The organism is Methylomonas sp. MK1 (assembly GCF_000365425.1).
Classification (GTDB): Bacteria; Pseudomonadota; Gammaproteobacteria; order Methylococcales; family Methylomonadaceae; genus Methylomonas.
Genome location: NZ_AQOV01000001.1, coordinates 657019 through 676393, shown reverse-complemented (window position 1 = coordinate 676393; position 19375 = coordinate 657019). Strand labels below are relative to the sequence as shown.

The window sequence follows — 19375 nt, the reverse complement described above, 5'->3', positions numbered from 1 at the left end:
TTCAGAACATCTAATATCGAATAATGTTGAAACCCTCTTCCTGCTGAGGGGCTACGAAGTAACTCGTGATTAGGTCAAATTCGGTATCAGCCACTACAAAAGCGTGAGTGCCAGACGTGTTTCTCGCACGTAAACGTGTCAAGCATTTGTCATCCGACACATCAAGAAAATGCAGTACATGCTCCGATTCGACTCTGTCGATAAGAGATCTCATCCATTTTCGGTTTGCGACGGTGTTGGCTGGAAAATCTAATACCACGGACACACCTATACGAAGTAAATCGGTCACGTGTGGCCCGATCGCGCCACGCAAATTTGAAGCACACCGAACATAGTCCGCCACAGTCTTGATGTCGTCTGGATATAGATGTGCAAGCCAAGTGTCCTCGCTGAGGATCACCGTGTCCGGAGTCTTGGCCAGTTCCTTTGCCAATGTCGATTTGCCAGAGGCGATTTTTCCGCAGAGCAGATGCAGTGTTGGCAGTAGTTTTGACATTTTACATGGCTCCCAGTAAGTCAGTGCCATACGAATTATCAATAACACAAAGCCACTTGCCGGCAGGGTCCTCCCGGAATACATAGGTGGCGCGTCGTGAGATGCAACTCGTCACACCTGTGTTATCGGTCGTTTCCAGAACGGTTTCCATGATTACTAGAGCCGTATTCCCGCTCCGAATGACATGCATCGCGCCTTGCTTGACCACAAGACTATGGTTGAAATATTCGGCAATTGCGAGGAACGCCTTATGGATTTGTTCCTTGCCTGTTGCAATCAAGCCTGGCTTGATGACATGCGTTGCATCGTCTGCGTAGAAAGCCATCAATGAATCGAAGTCCTCTTCAGTGATTGCTTTGTCAGCAGCTTCGATAACTTGTTTAAGTGGATGGTATGCCATATCGATCTCCTTGGTAGGATAAGTCACCAAGAGACAGGCAATAAAAAACCCGCCTCAGGGCGGGTTGCAGTAGAAAGTAAACGTGCTAACCCACCATTGGTGAAATGGTGGTAATAATAGCCAGCAGGGTTGGGAACACGTTAATCATGATGGGATGTTAACAGAGGTCATGGTGCCGATCAAAGGATAAACTAGCAGTGCTCGATTTTTTAGAAATACAACACCGGCTCCCTAAAGCTGCCGATCAATAAAATCCGCGCGAGTAAGATTCGCTGCGGAGAATCCCGCCTTTTGCATGCCAGCTTGGTTCGGATGTTGATAGCGGCGTTTCAATTTCTCGCCAAATGCATCTTCCATGCCGCCCGCGCTATCAGCACAATAGCCCCAAGAAAACCGATCGTGGTCAACGAAAAACTCAGCGCCGCCTGGAGCGGAAAGTGCGGTTCGACCGGGATTGTCGCAACGGCCTTGGGCGTCAGGCCTCTTAGCAAAAACGCCAACGGATTGAAGAATGCGCCGAAGCAACAAGCCGCGATTAGCCAATACGGCGGGTCTATGGCGAATTGGCGGAAGCCCAGGAAAAAAAGCAGTAAAAACTGCGCCATCATCAGGTAATCGACATGGGCGCGGATGATGTCGTCGCGTTCCGCCAGGCGGGCGGCCAACGCACCGCCCGGGAAAAACAGGGTGACGCCCAGCACCCAGGCGATGGCCAATGCTATGAGCAGACACAGTCCGCCAAAGCTTAACAAAATCAGATTGGCGGTGGAGACAGGGTTTTGTGCGGTCATGGTTTTCCTCGTCGGATTGTTTATGGATAAGCGCTGGCGGAACGTAGATTGTCCGCGCTACCGGCTTTGGGCTAGACTTCGCCTAAATTTTGTGGCTGGCAGCGACGAGGAGTGTAAACAATGAAGGAAACACCGCGCTTGTACAAACGTGCTGCACTCGGCGATAACCCGTTCGACGCACTATGGGATATTCGCGACGGCCGTACGTATTTCACCGGTCCTTTGTACTACAACGCCAGCCACCAGCACGGCGCGCCGGTATTTCTGGCTAGCCTCTACGGCAAGTTTCGCTTGCGTCTCCAAGGCGGCGATTGGCTGTGGTGCTGCACTGCCGTTATTCCGGCCGGAGTGTTGCATGAACTGGATGTCGGCGGCGAGCCGATTACCGTACTGTATATCGAGCCTACCGTCGCCGGCGCCGACGCCTTCAAGCCGCTGATCAACAATAGCCGGGCGCTCGACGGCGCCTTGGTCGGCAACGGCGGCGAAATTCGTTTCATGCGCGACTTGTACGAAGACCGCTACAAGCCGGACTGGACGACGGAACCGCTGCTGGACCTACTGGGATACGCCAAGCGGCGCGCCCACTCCGCCGTCATCGATCCGCGCCTGACGCGTGTCGTCGATTATTTATCCGAATACGGCGACGACCTAACACCGGTGATGACCTGGGCCATGCAAGCCGGTTTGTCGCCGTCGCGCTTTCAGCACCTGTTTACCGAACAGATCGGTGTGCCGTTCCGGCGTTATCGCGCCTGGAACCGGATGCGCAAGGCGATTCGTAAAATCATACGCGGCCAAAACTTTACCACAGCGGCACACGCCTCCGGCTTTACCGACTCCGCGCATTTCAGCCACGAATTTCGCAAAACCTTCGGCGCACCGGCTACGATAGGCCTGCACCGATTGGCGAGGTTGCAGCCTTAAGTCTTGCAAGCCTGTTGCGGCAAAGTGAAGTAGCCCATAAGCAGAAACGAGTATCGCGTACAGGGACGCGGGAACGTTCGAAATGCGTGGCGGGTTACAAACCTTCGTTCCGGTTAGCAAGTCAATCCGTCAATGGCAATTTAACTTGACGCTCAGACCTGTTTTTCATTAAATGACCGCGCTTGTACTCAGGGCGGGGCGGAATTCCCCACCGGCGGTATCTCGGGTTTGACTCGAGGAGCCCGCGAGCGCCGCAATCGCAGTTGTTGAGAATGCGGGTCAGCAGATCTGGTGAAACGCCAGAGCCGACGGTCATAGTCCGGATGAAAGAGAACAGCGCCAAGTATTCCACACGTTTTGTCGTGTCCGGAAGGCTTGTTTCTGCTCGTAAATATTATCTTTCAGCCCTGATTCTGGTGCTTCCATAACTTATTAGGAGTTTTACCATGAATCAGACTTTATTGACCCCGTTCGGCGATGCGAACGAACGCGTGGAATACGCGTTAGCCGCTTTGCGTCGAGGGCAGGGAGTGTTAGTCACCGATGACGAGGCGCGCGAGAACGAGGGCGACCTCATATTTGCCGCCGAAACCCTCAGTGTGCCGCAAATGGCTATGCTGATTCGACATTGTAGCGGCATTGTTTGCCTTTGCTTGCCGGAAGAAAAAACCCAATCTTTAGGGTTACCGATGATGGCGGAGCATAATTCCAGCCGCTACAGTACGGCTTTTACCGTCTCAATCGAAGCGGCACACGGTGTCACCACTGGCGTCTCAGCGGCTGATCGGGTTCGGACTGTGCAAGCGGCGATTGCGGCCGATGCCAAAGCGGATGATTTACGCCGGCCCGGCCATGTATTTCCATTAAAGGCCCGGCCGGGCGGCGTATTGGAGCGCGCTGGTCATACCGAAGTGACGGTGGATTTAATGCGGTTGGCTGGGCTTAAGCCTTACGGCGTGTTATGCGAACTGACCAACCCCGACGGCTCGATGGCGCGCCTGGCGGAAATCGTCGAGTTTGGCCGTTGCCATCAGATGCCGGTATTGACCGTCGCTGATGTGATTGCCTACCGTTTGGCACGCGAATCGCCGGCGTTATCTTTGGTATCGGAACGTTTGACAGCTATCGCTTGACGCTATTCAGCAACTCTAGCCGTCGCGCTGGGGTTGCTGTTTTTAATCGGATAGTCGTGGTTATCTAATTTAACCGCAAGAATCTGAGATTTCAGTATCCAAATTAAGCGCCTATTGTTTGCCGATTTGATCTGGTGAACGCGCGAAGTCATTGCGGCCTTACGCTTGGTTTCGCTGAAAAGTGCGGTGGTCCGCAATCCATTTTGTAGCAAAGCTTCGATAACTTTTAACCAATTTTCCACCTATTAGGATGTCACTTGGCGCTAACCTTAATCATCGGCAACAAAAATTATTCGCCCTGGCCCTTACGTCCTTGGCTGGCAGAGGCGCAAGTAGAAACTGAAATTAGTCAGGCGTTCGAAGAATGAATGCGAAGATTTGGGCGGCGTTGTTGGCCGTTTATCTGGTGTGGGGATCGACTTATTTGATGATCCGTTTTGTGGTCGAGACGCTGCCGCCATTTTTGTCGGCCGGAATGCGTTTTGTGGTGTCCGGCGTCATTTTGCTGGCTTGGCGGCGTCTGGCCGGCGATGCCTCGCCGACTTTGCGGCAGTGGCGTTCAGCCGCCATTGTCGGCACTTTGTTATTGCTCGGCGGCAACGGTTTGGTCTGTTGGGCCGAACAAACCGTTCCGTCCGGTGTCGCCGCGCTGATCATCGGTGCCGTGCCTATGTTTCTGGTGATTGCCGACGCACTCAGGCCTAACGGCGTCAGACCTACGCTACGCGTATTGATCGGCCTGGTCATTGGTTTTATCGGAATTTACCTGCTAGTCGGTCCGTCGGTGTTTTCGGACGGCATGCCGTTAAACATGTCCGGTGTGGTGGCGCTATTGCTCGCCAGTTTGCTTTGGGCCGTTGGTTCTATCTATAGCAAGACCGCGGATTTGCCGAAGACGGCGCTGATGACAACCGGCGCGGAAATGCTGGCCGGGGGATTTGCGTTGTTGGTTGTCAGTGTTCTAAGCGAACAATGGAGCATCTTCAGTCTTACCCAGGTATCGACCGACTCATGGCTGGCCTTGGTGTATCTGATAGTGTTTGGCTCGATGATCGGTTTCGCATCTTATGCTTGGTTGCTGCAGAATGCGCCGATTTCGCTGGTTGCGACCTATGCCTATGTTAATCCGCTGGTGGCGGTGTTTTTAGGTAACTGGTTCGTGCAAGAACCGCTCACGCCGCGCATTCTGAGTGCATCGACTGTCATCATCGGGGCTATCATCTTTATGAACAGCGAGCACAGTTCACGGGTCAAGCCGGCAGCGGCGCGAGGCGTGAGCAAATGATGCACCTCGACACAAGTGAACCCACTTGAGTCTCGGCGCTGAATGCAAAAGACGAAATACCATGAGGTTGTGTGCCCATAATCGAACGGTCGATGTGGCAGGTTTTAACGGCATGAAGAGTCGAATTGACGTGCTGTTCCGGCTGTTGCCGGTCTTGTTGATGACTGGTATTTGCGATCAGTCCAAAATTTCCGGGGAATGGGCGTTGTAAAAATGCCTTACAAAATTTTGATCTGGCAAAAGGGGTAGAAAGCCACATCCAAATTTTCGTTTTTGTTGCAAACACGATCAGGTTTGCCGGACCCGTGCCGCTTCCTGCAAATCTGCTATTAGCTGCTGCGGCTCTTCTTGATAGCGGCGCATGAGTTCCGGTGGTGCTGCCGTATGTTTGTCGTAAATCACGCTCCAGCGGCTAATTTCGAGTAGCACAGGGACTAGATCAAGTGCTTTGTCCGTTAGTTCATAAAACACTTGGCGTTTGTCTTCGGGCTTGTGTTTGCGGATAACGAGTCCGTCCGCTTCCATTTTCTTCAATCGCGAAGCCAGAATGTTAGTTGCGATTCCTTCTTTCGACGTCATCAGCTCTCGGTAGTGCCGTTTGCCACTTAGCATCAGATCGCGGAGTACGAGCAGCGTCCATCGGTCTCCGAACACTTCGAGGGCATAATCAATTGGGCATCTATTTTCGAGCTTCAAGTCGGACATCTGGCTTATTTACTTGCGTTTTGCAATTGAAATGGGATAATTAGTTGCATATTGCAAGTATATCAGCCGGGGCTTATTCCGCAAACCACGTTCATAAGGAAATCGTATATGTCGCCAATAAATTCTACTGCCACCAATATCTCGTTGCTGCGGATTTACGCAGCTCCTTGCATAATTGTCGGCTCGGTCGTAGCTTGGTTATTCTGGCTATTAGCCGGTGAACATCACTCTGTGCGACCGGAGTTGCTTGTTTCTCCCATGGCTGCGCTCTTTACGCTGACGGCTTTGGTATGGCTGATTATGGTCGTCGCACGCAATGTTGCCGTTATTCGAGGACATGCATCGATCGGGTATTTCGCGGATTACAAGTCGGATATCCCGGCTGATGATCGATTAGAGCGTCCGGCTCGAACTTTCAATAATCTGATGCAAGTACCACCGCTTTTTTATGTGATTTGTCTATTGATGTTGGTAGTGAAAGAAGCTGACAACGTTCAAATCGCTCTTGCGTGGGCTTTTGTTGTACTCAGGTATGCCCATGCATTTATTTATATGGCGGTAAACTGGGTGCCGTATCGCTTCGCGACTTGGGCGTCAAGCTGCATCATTCTAGGTACTCTTTGGTTTCGCTTTGTGACGGTGGTTGGATTTGGCTAAGCGTGTATGGAATCCGGGCGGATTGATGACCGTTAGAAATTAATCCAGTGCTCCTGTATTGCTTGCGAAAATCAGTGTCATTTTCCAGCTGGACCGCGCCTTCTATTAGATCAGGGGTTCCCGATCGCTGAAAGACGCTTTACAGGTCCGAAGTTCGTTTCCGCAATGATCACAAGGATTCGGTAATCAGATTCAACAGCGTGGTTTTTATAAAAAACCGAGCATCGCCGCTTTGACGGCTGCCGAGGTTTTGTTGGCCGCATTTAATTTCGTCGCGGCATTGCTAATATGAAAATTAACGGTCCGCTCTGTTATTTTCATGATGCTGGCTATTTCGCCGGAAGTCTTGCCATCGGCAGTCCAGCGTAGTACTGCAACCTCGCGGTTCGATAATTTGGTATCCGCTTCCGGCAGCAATTTGGGTAACACGCTGCGCGACAAGGCAATATGCGCATTTTGGGTCAACCAAGCCATTTTGAAAGCCTTGGCCGTAAGCTCGGTTTCGCTAAGCGGCTCATCGGATCGCGCTAAAGAGAGCATGCCGGTTGCGCCAGGGACATCCCGCATGGATTGCGCCCAACCATAACGCAATCCGAACGAACGCGCTTCCTCCCAAAACGCCGCCGTCGAAGCGAACAAACCGTCCGTCCACAGGATAGGCAGAGGCGAACGCAGAGCGTGTTTGACGGTGGGATCGATCGCACAATAGTTTTTTGTCTGATATTGCGCTTGCCAAGCCGTTGGATAATTACTCTTTTTCACGATCTTCGGATTGCTCAGCGGCAGCGCCAACCTGAGTCCGTAGGCACAGTAGTCAAAACCCAACTCCGCAGCCAACGAAACAATGGTTTGAAAAAGCTGATGTTCACTATCGCTAGTTTGTAACGCTTGAAGTTGAATTTCTTGCCAAGCTTTCATGGGCCTACCGTCGTTAGTACTGTTCGAAAGCTTATCCTAAATGGTGAACATACCGAAACTCTATATGTCCTGAAGCTTTACCAGCAATATAAGCTGTCAATATTGACAGTTGTTAGGCGGTTGTAAATAGCGTCTAATCTAGCAAAGCTGGTATAGGTTTCAGCTATGCCTTGTATTTTGTTTTTAAGCCAACAGCCACCTTTTTGATTGTTAAGCCGTAGCCATGACTCTCGATATTTTCATTGCCGATACCGACGCCGAAATTCAAGCCTGTTTTCCGGTGTTTAGCGAGCTGCGCCCGCATCTCGAGCAGGACCGGTTTCTGGCCCAGGTTCGCCGCCAGCAAGCGCAGTCCTACCAAATTCTGGCTGTTAGACAACAAGGCGTCGTTAAAAGCGTGGCGGGTTTCCGTTTCGCCGAGTTTCTGGCCTGGGGCAAAATACTGTATATCGACGATTTAGCCACGCTCAGCGGCGAGACTACACAAGGTTTTGCCGGCGCCTTGCTCGATTGGCTGATCGAACATGCGCAAGCGCACGGCTGTCTGGGCGTGCATTTGGATTCCGGCTATCAGCGCCATCATGCGCATCGATTGTATCTTAACAAGGGTTTGCAACTGAGCAGCCACCACATTTCCCTAACATTCAACACCTAGATTCGGAATGAGAATATTGGCTTTATCCGGCAGCTTGCGGGCAGCGTCCATCAATTCCGCCGTGCTACGGGTCGTAAGACAGTTGGCGCCGGCCTCAATCGAAGTCTGTTTGTTTACCTCGCTTGGCGAACTCCCCTTATACAATCCGGATTTGGAAAGTGCGCCTCCGCCCGTCGCGGCGAAATTACGCAACGAAGTGGCCTCGGCGGATGCCTTGCTGATCGCCAGTCCGGAATATGCCCACGGCGTTACAGGCACCATCAAAAATGCGCTGGATTGGTTGGTGTCATTCGAGGGCTTTGCGGATAAACCGGTAGCGGTATTGAACGCTTCGCCACGCGCCAATCATGCCGATTCCGCACTCCGGGAAACTTTGATCACGATGTCGGCAACACTGATCGAAGCGGCATCGATCACCTTGCCGTTGCCGAGCGCGAACATCGGCGAAGCAGACCTGCTGGCTACGCCGGAAATAGTCTCTTTACTCACCGGCGTATTAGTGGAAATCGAACGCGCGGCGATGAAGCCATACCTGAACAGTAGCCTTTATATCGACAGCCAACATCCCGCCATCGTCGCGCAAGCCGCAAAGTTGGCGGACGGCTGCGCTGACGAGGAAGAAATCGCCGAACGCTGTTTCGAATTTGTCCGCGACGAGATCAAGCATAGTTGGGACTATCGGCTGAATCCGGTGACCTGCAAAGCTTCCGAGGTATTAATCCACGGCACCGGCTACTGTTACGCCAAAAGCCATTTGCTGGCGGCGCTGTTGCGCGCCAACGATATTCCGGCCGGACTTTGTTATCAGCGGTTGACCATAGACGGCGACCAGCCCCCTTATTGTTTGCACGGTTTGAACGCGGTTTATCTACAGCAATACGGTTGGTACCGGATCGATGCGCGCGGCAATAAGCCCGGTGTGGAAGCGGACTTTTGCCCGCCGCTGGAAAAATTGGCGTTCCCGATTGTAAATGCTTTGGAACAAGATTTACCCGGCATCCGGGCGGAACCCTTGCCTGCAGTCGTCAGAGCCTTAACCGAGAACCAAACCGTCGAACAGGTTTACAACAATTTGCCGGACTTTATCGCTACAAACCAATGAACGTCGAAACGACCGCGTATTCATGAACTCGCCGTTGATCATCCGTCACGCTGTGCCGACAGATGCCGACGCAATCAGCCAGCTGATTCACAGCGTTGCCGGTTTTTGTACGGTTAACCCAAGCGGCGAAGGCGCAGAGATGTTTTTTTCGAGCATTTCCGCCCAAGCTATTGGCAGTTACATCACCAACGCCGATTTCCTTTATCTGCTGGGTTTGTTCGGCGATACGCTGGCCGGAGTAGTTGCCGTCCGCGACGCGCGGCATGTTTTTCATCTGTTCGTGGCGCCCGCGTTTCAATACCAAGGCATCGGCACGGCATTAGCGTTAACAGCAATCAAATCATCGTTGGCCGCAAAACCGTCGGAAACCTTCACGGTTAATTCTTCTCTACCCGCCGTGCCGTTTTATGCGCGGCTTGGCTTTCAGCCGCAACGCCCTGGCATCGAAGAAAATGGCGTGGCGTTTGTCCCCATGCAATTGGCGACCGCACACCTAATTCATCCTGTACCACAACCGCTGGTCAATTTGTCTTCGTTTTGCATGAGTGTGCAGTGATGGAAATCACATTAATCAGGCACGGTAAGCCCACGGTCGAGCTAAAAGGCAAAGCCAAAGCGCGGGACATAGGCGAGATTATCAGCCGTTATGATTTATCCGGTATAGCGGACGAACCGCCGGAAACCGCCAAGCAGCGCGCTTCGGCATGCCATGTTGCCGTATGTAGCGATTTTACTCGTTCTTTAGAGTCGGCCAAGGCATTAGGATTTAGCGATATTTTACTGAGCGATCCACTATTTCGGGAAATTGCTATCCCTCATTTCAAACAGGGTACATTGACGATGTCGGTCGAAGCCTGGGGCATACTGTTGCGGTGTCTGTCGGTAATTGGATTCTCGCGAAACGGCGAATCGCTCTACATGGCAAAAAAGCGGGCGCAAGTTGCCGCATCGACATTAATAGACATGGCGCGTGAGCATAAAAGTGTCTTGTTGGTGGGACATGGTTTCGTTAATTACTTCATCGCCCAGGAGTTGTTAGCCAGAAACTGGGTTGGTCCCTCAAAGCCGGGCGGCGGCTATTGGAAATATGGAGTATATCAATATCATCCAACATGACATGCAAAGGGACAACGCCTCACTTTTATGCAGAATCGAAAATACATGCTTGCCTCGATTACCGGGAACACCAAAATACTTGGCGTCATCGCCGACCCCGTCAGCCAGGCTAGAACGCCCGCCATGGCAAACGCATTACTGCAAGACAGCGGGCTTTTGGGTTCGTTCGTTATGTTGCCGATGCACGTGTCTGCCGAAGGCTACCTGTCATTTTTTGCAGGCCTGCGAACTTTAAACAACTTTGGCGGCGCAGTCGTCTCCATGCCTCACAAAGTCGTTACTGCTCGTTTAGTCGATGAACTTACCCCGGAGGCACGCCTGGTCGGCGCCGTGAATGTGGTTCGCCGAAACCGAGACGGCCGCCTCATCGGCACCATGCTGGACGGTGAGGGTTTTATTGCCGGATTAGCCGGAGCCGGATACAGCGTGAAAGGTGCGCGCGTCCTTCTGGTCGGGGCCGGAGGTGCGGCATCGGCTATTGCTTTTGCCCTTGCAAAACACGGCTGCGCTTCACTCTGCATACAGAATCGAACACCGGAAAGAGCCAGCGGTCTGTTGGAGCGAGTCACTGATGTTTATCCTCAAGTTGAGGTAACAACAGCAATCCAGGCAACTTCGCACTACGACATCGCGATCAACGGCACTTCTCTCGGCATGAAACCAAATGATGATCTGCCGATTGCCAAACAGATGATAAGACGTTGTGATCTGGTAGCCGAATGCGTTATAGCACCGGAAATGACGCCGCTACTCCAGGAAGCGTCCGGACAAGGGAAAGTCATCCACACCGGCGTTCCCATGTTGGCTGCGCAAATGAATTTAATGTTGGCATTCATGGGGGCCGAGTGAGATGCAATATGCCAAGAGAGCTTGTCGATACATAGCAAATCCTGGATTGCAGTTATAGCCGGATAATAAGCGGGCTGCGCGCCGGAAATTACAAGTTTCAAACCATACCCTGTCAACACTGACAGTTGTTGCAAGACATCAACCTGAGTTGTAATTAACCCAAAACAATCAGTTTCTATGCAGGAATTGCTGGAGTCAAAATGCTAGGTGAAACAACAGGTGCCGTTCGTGTTTTATTGCGGCTGGAGGGATTTTGCATGCTAGTTGCAGCCTGTATCGCTTACGCAAAACTCGATCTGGACTGGAGTACTTTCGCAATCTACTTCCTGGTGCCCGATCTATCTTTGCTTGGTTATTTCGCCGGCGCCAAAGTTGGCGCCATTAGCTATAACACCGCACATTCCTACATCGGTGCCATTACCAGCCTGGTGATAGGTTTTACGGTTCCGTCTCCGGCACTGCAATGTGCCGGTTTAATCTGGTGTGCCCACATCGGCTTCGATCGGGCGCTGGGTTACGGACTCAAATGCCCGGAGGGATTTGGCTTTACCCATCTTGGCCGCATCGGGCGATTTGCTGTCAAACATTCAGAAGCGCAATAACCGGGTTAGAAACCCGAAACATTTAGGGAACATTGGATGGCTTTTACACTGGACAAGGTCGTACCTTGGGGACGTTCATACACCGAATATGTCGACATGTTTGGTCTGACCGAGGCCGATCTTGGCAGACATATTCTGGGCTGTGGTGACGGGCCTGCAGGGTTTAACGCTGAACTGACCAAACGCGGCGGTGCAGTGGTTTCTGTTGATCCTGTCTATATCTTTGATGTCGAGCAGATTAAAAGCCGCATAGCGGAGACCTATGAAACTGTCATGGCTCAAATGCGTTACAACCAAACCGACTACGTATGGTATGTCATTCCATCAATAGAAGCGCTCGGAGAAATCCGCATGTCGGCCATGGACACTTTCCTCGCCGATTTCGAATCGGGCAAGCAAGAAGGCCGATACATAGCCGGAGAGTTACCAGCACTGCCTTTTGCAAACGGACAATTCGATATTGCCTTGTCGTCGCATTTTCTGTTTTTGTATAGCGCACACTTGTCGGCAGAGTTTCATCTTCAGGCACTACAGGAAATGTTGCGCGTAGCTCGGGAGGTGCGGATATTTCCGCTGCTTGCGCTTGATGGATCAATTTCGCCTTATCTTTCCCTCGTCAGCGAAGAATTGGCTAGCCGAGGTTTTGACGTACAGATCGTTAAGGTTGATTACGAATTTCAACGCGGCGGTAATCAAATGCTGCTCATCAAGCCTAAATAACGAACTTGGATTAAAGCAACTGTCGCATGTGAGTACGCGAATGAAATTGGAGTTTATACAAGCAACACCAGACCACGCAGAAGTTATTGGTTCACTGGTTGTCCAGTTGACTCAGGAAATCTGCGAGCGTACTCATGCGCAGCATTTCGATATTGATTTGGAAGGTACGGTTCAGCGCTGTGAAGCCTTGTTATCCGCTGGTCACTACGCGGCTATTGTTGGCTGGTCGGATAATATCCCAGTTGCTGTTTCGACCATCACCGAAACGTATGCGTTATATGCCGGCGGCAAAATAGGCGTCATTCAAGAGTTTTACGTTATTCCTGAATTTCGCTGTTCGGGGGTCGGCGCTCTGTTGATTGAGCAGATTAGAATTTATGGGCAACAGCACGGTTGGTCGTGCATTGAGTTATGCACGCCGCCGCTCCCGGAATTTGAGCGGACATTAAGTTTTTATCAGCATAATGGTCTTTTTCCGGTTGGCGGTCGGAAAATGAGGCAGAATTTAGCGACAAATGGCTAAGCAATCGAGTACTTTGCGTTAGATGCCATGGAGAAAGGTGGATGAAATACCGTAGATGGTTAGTCGTGATTTTCCTGCTGTTGCCGATTTCTGCGTTTGCTTTTTTCAAACCGGTTCGGGTGTTGATTCCGGAAGCATTTGGCGTCCGTTGCAACGAACAAAACCTATGTGTAGACGATTTTTCTCGGCTGGCGGCGGCGGAATCACTACTCTATGACTCGAAAAGTTATCTTTCAACGCAATGGGGCTTGTCTATCGGCGAGCCGAAGATTATCTTTTGTAGCACGGAGCAATGCCGGTCTGCATTCGGCCTATCGAACAAGGCTGGATTCACCTTGGGCAGTTTCGCTATCGCCATTGCGCCGCGAGCTTGGCAACAACACTACGTGGCGCATGAGCTCATCCATCATTGGCAGGCCGACCGCTTTGGCAGCTTGGCGCTGCTAACCGGTGAGCAGTGGCTGATCGAAGGCATGGCCTACGCCCTTAGTAACGATCCGCGTATGGAACTGCATGAGCCCTTCGAATCCTATCGTCAGCGGTTCAATGACTGGTACAGGCTGAATACCAATATCCCACTCAAGGAATCGCTGGCTGGAGCGCTCTAAATGGCAACAAATATTCTTACGCTATTGCGCACCATTGGACGCTGGACGTTACGTACCATAAAGACTGGGCTGGTATTGTTAACCGCATTGCTACTAACCGGGTCCATTTACCAACACTTCGCGGTAAAGGCCGACTTGGCAAAATACCCTCCTCCTGGCCGGATGGTCGAAGTGGACGGGCATCCATTTCATATTGATTGCACGGGTTCAGGACCATTGACGGTGATTCTCGAAGGCGGCGCAGGCGCTTCCTCACTGGCTTGGGCCTGGATACAGCCGGAAGTGGCAAAAAGCGCGAAGGTCTGCTCTTATGATAGAGCCGGATACAGTTGGAGTGCGCCAAGCGATCTTCCCATGGATGCCGTTAACACCAGTCGGCAACTCCACCGCTTATTGAGCGCGGCGAATATTCCCGGACCCTACATTCTTGTTGGCCACTCTATCGGCGGTGCGTATGTGCGCATGTTCGCCGCCAATTACCCTCAGGATGTGGCAGGCTTGGTTCTGGTCGATGCGACCAACCCGTCGGTACTCGAAACCTATGCCGAGATCGATTTGCCCAGGGTCGAAGACTGGACGCCGCCCACCGTCCAGGTATTTCCCTATCTGGCTTCAGTCGGGGCAATGCGCGCGGTTCTCGGTTTGGGACTTTTCAATCTTGCCGCGGGACTTCCCCCCGATACGGAAGCGACCGCCAACGCCTTCCTGTCCCAAACCGATTACCTTAAAACTGTCGTTTGGGAATACCGCTTTCTACCGGACACATTGAAGCAAATTCGTTCATTGAAACCTCTAAGTAATCTGCCGGTAGCGGTAATCGTAGCAGGACAATTTACTGGGCTGGATGCGGAGACCGCCGCAAAATTCATTCATTGGCATCAGAAACAACAACGTAATTGGTTGGATTCATCAAAGTATAGCTCGTTGCGAACCATAGAAGAAGCCGATCATATATCCCTGATGACCAATCATCGTCATGCCCACGAAGTGGCGAAGACGATTTTACAAATGGTCGAGACTATTACCCCGAGTGCTGTACAAAATACTCCCATTTTCCGAAGTCCTAACGATTCTGCCTCGAACTCCGCATCACTAAACACATACGCTACGTCTAAGGAAGCCGAGTGAATTCCAATAACCCGGTAGCGCCTGTCGATACCCAGCAAAATGCATGGAACAAAATAGCCGGTGAAATCTCATTTTCGCTTGAGCCGGACTGGGATAGGTTAGCAACGCTAATTAGCAAGAATGCAAAAATCCTGGATTATGGTTGCGGCTATGGCAGGGTGACGAGCGAGCTGCACGCCAGAGGATACGGCTGTTTAACAGGCGTAGATACGTCAATCGAAATGATTAGGCGTGGCTTAAAACACTATCCAACGCTCGACCTGCGTTACATAGATAGTCATGAAATACCGGTCGATATTGGAAAACTCGATGTCATTTTATTTTGTGCCGTACTGACCTGCATTCCCATTCAGGCACAGCGCATGAAAATCATCGAATCGGCATATGATTCGCTGAATTACGGTGGCATCATTTATTGCGTCGAATTTCATCAGTCGGAAAACATCCAATATTCTTCATCAGGCACATTCACAGCATCTTTCAATGTGGCAATGAAACATTTTGTTCCTACAGAGATTGTTGAAGAATTATCGCTATTTGATGAAATCAGCCATTTTGTAGCTGAGGCCACGACCGTTTCAGGTGCAAAAACCCATGCCATTCATTATTTTGGAAAAAAACTCTAAATCGTCAAACAGATGCGCAATTCAATGAGTGGCGCACTATATTTTCGCAAAGTAGCAAAACTCAAATTTCACGATGTATTGGGAATCGAATAACTGAAAGACCACAGGAAATAGCATGACCGCAAAAGAACACTACGACCGGCATCTTGGCGATATTTATGCATGGATGGTTGGAGACTTCGATGCCAGGCAAAAAGAACATCAACAATTTTTGGTAGCCAGCGGCCTATCGCCACATAGCACTTCAATCGCCTTAGATCTGGGGGCAGGGCATGGTATACAAAGTGTTTCCTTGGCCAAATTGGGATATACGGTAAAAGCGATTGATTTTAACCAACAGCTTTTATCCGAATTATTCGACAATACGCAGAGACTTTCCGTTACCGGCTTTAATGACGATATTCGTCAGGTAAAAAAATATGCTGATCCCCAACCTGAGCTAATTATTTGCTGGGGAGACACCCTGACACATCTTGAAAGTTTGGATGACATTCGGCAATTGGTTATCGCTTGCTGCGAATCATTAATCGAAGGCGGAAAACTGATCCTATCTTTTCGTGATTATTCAGCGGCACTCTCGGGCGATCAGCGCTTCATCCCCGTAAAAAGTGACGACACAAAAATTCTGACGTGCTGTTTGGACTATGAAGCAGACAGGGTGCGGGTGACGGATTTGTTGCAGGTTAAAACGGAAAACGGCTGGCAGCAAAAAGTGAGTTCCTATTATAAAGTCCGTATTTCACCAAACGACGTTGTGAAAATCCTTGCCGACTGTGGCTTGAGGATGGCGTTTAACGAAGTCGTCAACCGAATGACTACCATAATAGCGATTAAGGCAGTGTCTAGGTAAATCATCATGAGTAAATTAACAGGCAGTTGCCTATGCGGTGCCGTCCAATATGAAATAGCGAACCCGCTGCGGTTTGCCCGCAATTGCCACTGCACTATGTGCCGAAAAGCAACAGGGGCGGCATTTGCCACTTGGGCATACGTAGAATATCGAGATTTTCGATGGATTCACGGGAGTGACCTACTGGGAGAGTATTGCTCATCCCCTGATGTCAGGCGAACATTTTGCATGGTGTGCGGTTCTACCTTGCAGTACATTGCAGATCAGGCGTTTCCAGATGCTTTTGGGTTAGCATTGGGTACGGTAAATGGTGACCCAGGCTGTAAACCGATGCGCCATGTCATGGTCGGCTCAAAAGCGCCGTGGTTTGCAATCGCCGACCATCTGCCTCAGTCAGCGGAAGCCGCACCTAGTCAATAATGCTAGCTTAAAATCATATTCAACTGCTAATCATGGGATATTGAATGAACCTATCCAAACGTATGGTCTTGACCGTTATTGTGCTGATTTCTTGCGTCGGCTGCGACCAGGCCAGTAAATCAGTGGCCCAGTCGTTATTGTCCGAAACCGAAGTCTGGTCGTTTTGGGGTGATGTTGTACGCTTGCAGGTGGCCCATAACCATGGCGCATTTTTGGGACTGGGACGTCATTTCCGGAAAATTTGCGCGACGGCTTATTCTCGCTTGGCGTAGCCGGAATGTTGATCGCTTTGCTGGGTTACGTCCTGTTTTCCAAGTCGGGCTCGCCGTCCTCGCTCCTGGCATACGCGTTGTTGTTGGCGGGCGGCTTGGGCAATCTGATCGATAGATTGATATACGGCGGCTATGTGGTGGATTTTATCAATATCGGCATCGGGCCAATCCGCACCGGTGTGTTCAACGTGGCCGATGTGGTCGTGGTCGTTGGCGTGTTGATGTTGTTTACTGGCATGCCCCGCGCTAACAAACCGCTGTCTGAGCGATGAATCCATTCAGCGAATATCCGCAATACGATGCGCTAGGCTTGGCACAGCTGGTGCAAGCCGGCGATGTTTCGGCTGGCGAATTACTGAAGGCCGCTCAGGCGCGATTGGCTGAGTTCAATCCGTTACTGAATGCCGTGGTCACGCCGATGAACGAACGGGCGGAATCGCTGGTGAAAAACCTGGGCAAGCGTGGACCGTTTACCGGTGTGCCGTTTCTGGTCAAGGACCTGATGCTGCGTTTCGCAGGTGTCCCGATGTCGAACGGCAGCCTGGCGATGAAGGATTATTGTCCCGCCGCCGACAGCGAGATGGCCGCCCGGCTCAATGCCGCCGGTTTGATTACCTTCGGCAAGACCAACACCTCCGAGCTCGGCGCATCGGCGCTGGCCAACAACGCCGTGTTCGGTAGCACCCGCAACCCCTGGGATTTACGCCTTAACTCCGGAGGCTCCAGCGGCGGCAGCGCCGCAGCCGTAACGGCCCGCATCGTGACGATGGCCTATGCCAGCGACGGCGGTGGTTCAATCAGATTGCCGGCTTCTTATTGCGGCATCTTCGGTTTCAAGCCGTCCCGAGGCTTGAATCGCTTCGAAGATTTATCGAAGGCTTGGGGTGGGGCGGTGGTCAGCCATGTCTGCACGATCAGTGTACGCGACAGCGCCGCCTATCTGGATTGGGTGGCCGGCAATACCGATCAGGTGTACTCTGCGACCAAGCCGCCGTCCCAGTCTTATCTATATGCCACCACGCAGCCACCGCAACGGCTGAAAATCGCGCTGATCAACCAGGCGCCTGTCGAGACATTGATACACCGCGACTGTCTTTCTGCCGCAACCAAAGCCGCCAAACACTGCGAAGCGCTCGGCCACGATGTGGAGGATGCGGCCTGGAATTTCGACGGTCGCGAATTGATGCGCGCCTTTCTGACAGTGGTTTTTTACTATACCACGCGGGATGTCGCCAACATGGTGCAGTGGCTGGACTTGACCGAGCCTCAACTGGCCATCGAGTTGAATACCCGGCTGATGGCCGGCATCGGCAAAGGCGTGAGCGACGAACAGCTACATCAGGCGCTGGCAGTCTGGCAGCGGATTGCCAGGCGCTTGGCGGATTTTCATCGCCATTACGATGTGATCCTGACGCCGACGGTCGCCACGCCACCATTGGCGTCCGATGCGCTCGATCCCAATGTTTTGGAACAATGGCTGATGCGCGGATTGCTAGCGAGCGGATTGGCCGACAAACTATTCTCCAACTGCTTGCTGGATGCGATCATCACCAAAGCCGTGCAGCAAACGCCGTTCACCCAGCTTGCCAATATCACCGGCCAACCGGCCATGTCGCTGCCGCTGTATTGGAGCGACGACGGCTTGCCGCATGGCGTGCAGTTCATGGCCGCAACAGGTAACGACCGGCTACTGTTCCAACTGGCCGCCCAGCTCGAACAAGCCGAGTCTTGGAAACACAGGGTGCCGCCGTTATGCCATCGTTAGAATTTAGCCAATTCGGCGCCGCCGACGGCCAGCCGGTGATCTATTTCCACGGTACGCCGGGTTCGCCTGACGAATGCGAAATTTTTGACCTTCATGGCAAACAACATCATCTGAACATCATTTGTTATGATCGCTCGACCATCGACCCTCGGTTGCAAGGCTGCGCTTATTACCAATGCATAGCCGATGAGATTGCCAAGAAGGTTGGCGATAAACCCGTCGATTTTATCGGTTTCTCCATCGGCGCTTTCATTGCCTTGCAAGTTTGTCGCGCGATGAACGGTCAGGTACGCAGCCTGCATTTGGTTTCCGCGGCTGCGCCGCTGGATGCCGGCAACTTCATCGACGCGGCGGCGGGAAAAGCCGTTTTCCGGCTGGCTCAAAATCACCCGTCGGCATTTCAATGGTTGGCTAGTGTGCAAGGATGGCTGGCGAGTAGGTTTCCCGGCCTGTTGTTGCGAATGTTATTTTCCAGCGCGGCCACCAAAGACCAAGCGTTGGTGGCCGATCAGGTGTTTCGGACCACTATGATCCGAACGCTCAAAACCTGTTTCAAGCGCGATTCGCTACGCTATGCTCGCGACATCATCGCCTACGTGCAGCCCTGGAAAGCGACGCTGGCCGATATCAGCGTCGATACTCATATTTGGCACGGCGCCGAAGACGACTGGTCGCCAGTTGCCATGGCGGATTATTTTGCATCGGCGTTGCGCGGCTGTTCGAACATCACGGTACTGGACGGACTTTCCCATTATTCCTGCCTGTATCGAGCCGCGCCGACGATATGTATGTCGATCAAAACGTTAAGTTAAACAAGGAGGTTACCC

Annotated in this window: 27 protein-coding genes and 1 riboswitch; of the genes, 22 read left to right on the top strand and 5 right to left on the bottom strand. The window is 51.8% G+C overall.

The genetic code is table 11. The annotated features are described in order from the left end of the window. Positions 1 to 10 precede the first annotated feature (10 nt). The 3 genes from G006_RS0103145 to G006_RS0103135 form a co-directional block, all read right to left on the bottom strand. A complete protein-coding gene (locus G006_RS0103145; RefSeq protein ID WP_020481707.1) occupies positions 11 to 496 on the bottom strand; it encodes an AAA family ATPase in 486 nt (161 codons plus the stop codon). A gap of 1 nt (position 497) precedes the next feature. Next, complete coding sequence (locus G006_RS0103140) at positions 498 to 896, bottom strand: YybH family protein (protein ID WP_020481706.1); 399 nt, start codon at positions 894 to 896, stop codon at positions 498 to 500. A 329-nt stretch (positions 897 to 1225) separates the two neighbouring features. Continuing rightward, a complete protein-coding gene (locus G006_RS0103135; RefSeq protein ID WP_020481705.1) occupies positions 1226 to 1687 on the bottom strand; it encodes a hypothetical protein in 462 nt (153 codons plus the stop codon). 120 nt (positions 1688 to 1807) lie between these two features. On the opposite strand from G006_RS0103135, the gene G006_RS0103130 reads away from it, so the two are divergent. From G006_RS0103130 to G006_RS28590, 4 genes are all read left to right on the top strand, one after another. Then, on the top strand, positions 1808 to 2614 hold the full coding sequence (locus G006_RS0103130; RefSeq protein WP_020481704.1) for a helix-turn-helix domain-containing protein: 807 nt from the start codon (positions 1808 to 1810) through the stop codon (positions 2612 to 2614). Between the two features lie 180 nt (positions 2615 to 2794). Continuing rightward, positions 2795 to 2953, top strand: a riboswitch (FMN riboswitch). A gap of 107 nt (positions 2954 to 3060) precedes the next feature. Then, positions 3061 to 3747, top strand: coding sequence for a 3,4-dihydroxy-2-butanone-4-phosphate synthase (gene ribB / locus G006_RS0103125; RefSeq protein WP_020481703.1), 687 nt, complete (start codon positions 3061 to 3063; stop codon positions 3745 to 3747). Between the two features lie 364 nt (positions 3748 to 4111). Further along, positions 4112 to 5032 (top strand): EamA family transporter, encoded by a 921-nt coding sequence (locus tag G006_RS0103110; protein ID WP_020481700.1) that lies wholly within the window; start codon positions 4112 to 4114, stop codon positions 5030 to 5032. Positions 5033 to 5093: 61 nt separating this feature from the next. Beyond that, the gene (locus tag G006_RS28590; RefSeq protein WP_020481699.1) at positions 5094 to 5243 is read left to right on the top strand and encodes a hypothetical protein; all 150 of its coding nucleotides are present in this window, start codon (positions 5094 to 5096) and stop codon (positions 5241 to 5243) included. Positions 5244 to 5320: 77 nt separating this feature from the next. Here G006_RS28590 and G006_RS0103100 read toward each other — a convergent pair whose 3' ends face one another. After that, positions 5321 to 5737 (bottom strand): winged helix-turn-helix transcriptional regulator, encoded by a 417-nt coding sequence (locus G006_RS0103100; protein ID WP_020481698.1) that lies wholly within the window; start codon positions 5735 to 5737, stop codon positions 5321 to 5323. 108 nt (positions 5738 to 5845) lie between these two features. Here G006_RS0103100 and G006_RS0103095 point away from each other — a divergent pair, with 108 nt between their 5' ends. Further along, positions 5846 to 6394, top strand: a complete 549-nt coding sequence (locus G006_RS0103095; RefSeq protein ID WP_020481697.1) for an MAPEG family protein — start codon at positions 5846 to 5848, stop codon at positions 6392 to 6394. A 207-nt stretch (positions 6395 to 6601) separates the two neighbouring features. On the opposite strand, the gene G006_RS0103090 is transcribed toward G006_RS0103095, so the two are convergent. Then, entirely contained in the window at positions 6602 to 7312 is a 711-nt protein-coding gene (locus G006_RS0103090) for an autoinducer binding domain-containing protein (protein ID WP_020481696.1), read from the bottom strand. A gap of 223 nt (positions 7313 to 7535) precedes the next feature. Between G006_RS0103090 and G006_RS0103085 the strand changes: the two genes are divergently transcribed. The 17 genes from G006_RS0103085 (at position 7536) to G006_RS0103010 (ending at position 19360) form a co-directional block, all read left to right on the top strand. Next, positions 7536 to 7967 carry a GNAT family N-acetyltransferase gene (locus tag G006_RS0103085; RefSeq protein WP_020481695.1) on the top strand — a complete coding sequence of 144 codons (432 nt, stop codon included), beginning with the start codon at positions 7536 to 7538 and terminating at the stop codon, positions 7965 to 7967. 7 nt (positions 7968 to 7974) lie between these two features. Next, entirely contained in the window at positions 7975 to 9069 is a 1095-nt protein-coding gene (locus G006_RS27535) for an NAD(P)H-dependent oxidoreductase (RefSeq protein WP_020481694.1), read from the top strand. 22 nt (positions 9070 to 9091) lie between these two features. After that, positions 9092 to 9625, top strand: coding sequence for a GNAT family N-acetyltransferase (locus tag G006_RS26865; protein ID WP_020481693.1), 534 nt, complete (start codon positions 9092 to 9094; stop codon positions 9623 to 9625). Then, positions 9625 to 10185, top strand: a complete 561-nt coding sequence (locus G006_RS0103070; protein ID WP_020481692.1) for a histidine phosphatase family protein — start codon at positions 9625 to 9627, stop codon at positions 10183 to 10185. The genes G006_RS26865 and G006_RS0103070 overlap by 1 nt, the downstream gene beginning before the upstream one ends. 45 nt (positions 10186 to 10230) lie before the next feature. Further along, on the top strand, positions 10231 to 11034 hold the full coding sequence (locus G006_RS0103065; protein ID WP_020481691.1) for a shikimate dehydrogenase family protein: 804 nt from the start codon (positions 10231 to 10233) through the stop codon (positions 11032 to 11034). 200 nt (positions 11035 to 11234) lie between these two features. Continuing rightward, positions 11235 to 11636: a DUF4260 domain-containing protein gene (locus G006_RS0103060; protein ID WP_026146806.1), complete on the top strand. Its 402-nt coding sequence runs from the start codon at positions 11235 to 11237 to the stop codon at positions 11634 to 11636. Positions 11637 to 11672: 36 nt separating this feature from the next. Continuing rightward, positions 11673 to 12356: a hypothetical protein gene (locus G006_RS0103055; protein WP_020481689.1), complete on the top strand. Its 684-nt coding sequence runs from the start codon at positions 11673 to 11675 to the stop codon at positions 12354 to 12356. 40 nt (positions 12357 to 12396) lie between these two features. Then, on the top strand, positions 12397 to 12879 hold the full coding sequence (locus tag G006_RS0103050; protein ID WP_020481688.1) for a GNAT family N-acetyltransferase: 483 nt from the start codon (positions 12397 to 12399) through the stop codon (positions 12877 to 12879). A gap of 41 nt (positions 12880 to 12920) precedes the next feature. Further along, positions 12921 to 13487, top strand: a complete 567-nt coding sequence (locus G006_RS0103045) for a hypothetical protein (protein ID WP_020481687.1) — start codon at positions 12921 to 12923, stop codon at positions 13485 to 13487. Beyond that, positions 13488 to 14615, top strand: coding sequence for an alpha/beta hydrolase (locus G006_RS24800; protein ID WP_020481686.1), 1128 nt, complete (start codon positions 13488 to 13490; stop codon positions 14613 to 14615). It abuts the gene before it with no gap. Continuing rightward, entirely contained in the window at positions 14612 to 15241 is a 630-nt protein-coding gene (locus G006_RS0103035) for a class I SAM-dependent methyltransferase (RefSeq protein ID WP_020481685.1), read from the top strand. Before G006_RS24800 ends, G006_RS0103035 begins: the two co-directional genes overlap by 4 nt. A gap of 115 nt (positions 15242 to 15356) precedes the next feature. After that, positions 15357 to 16091 (top strand): class I SAM-dependent methyltransferase, encoded by a 735-nt coding sequence (locus G006_RS0103030; RefSeq protein WP_020481684.1) that lies wholly within the window; start codon positions 15357 to 15359, stop codon positions 16089 to 16091. A gap of 6 nt (positions 16092 to 16097) precedes the next feature. Further along, positions 16098 to 16511 carry a GFA family protein gene (locus G006_RS0103025; RefSeq protein ID WP_033193890.1) on the top strand — a complete coding sequence of 138 codons (414 nt, stop codon included), beginning with the start codon at positions 16098 to 16100 and terminating at the stop codon, positions 16509 to 16511. A gap of 44 nt (positions 16512 to 16555) precedes the next feature. Continuing rightward, positions 16556 to 16783, top strand: coding sequence for a hypothetical protein (locus G006_RS26860; RefSeq protein WP_020481682.1), 228 nt, complete (start codon positions 16556 to 16558; stop codon positions 16781 to 16783). Positions 16784 to 16788: 5 nt separating this feature from the next. Then, positions 16789 to 17055 (top strand): signal peptidase II, encoded by a 267-nt coding sequence (locus G006_RS26855; protein WP_020481681.1) that lies wholly within the window; start codon positions 16789 to 16791, stop codon positions 17053 to 17055. After that, the gene (locus tag G006_RS0103015) at positions 17052 to 18548 is read left to right on the top strand and encodes an amidase (protein ID WP_020481680.1); all 1497 of its coding nucleotides are present in this window, start codon (positions 17052 to 17054) and stop codon (positions 18546 to 18548) included. The genes G006_RS26855 and G006_RS0103015 overlap by 4 nt, the downstream gene beginning before the upstream one ends. Then, the gene (locus tag G006_RS0103010) at positions 18536 to 19360 is read left to right on the top strand and encodes an alpha/beta fold hydrolase (protein WP_020481679.1); all 825 of its coding nucleotides are present in this window, start codon (positions 18536 to 18538) and stop codon (positions 19358 to 19360) included. The genes G006_RS0103015 and G006_RS0103010 overlap by 13 nt, the downstream gene beginning before the upstream one ends. Positions 19361 to 19375 lie beyond the last annotated feature (15 nt).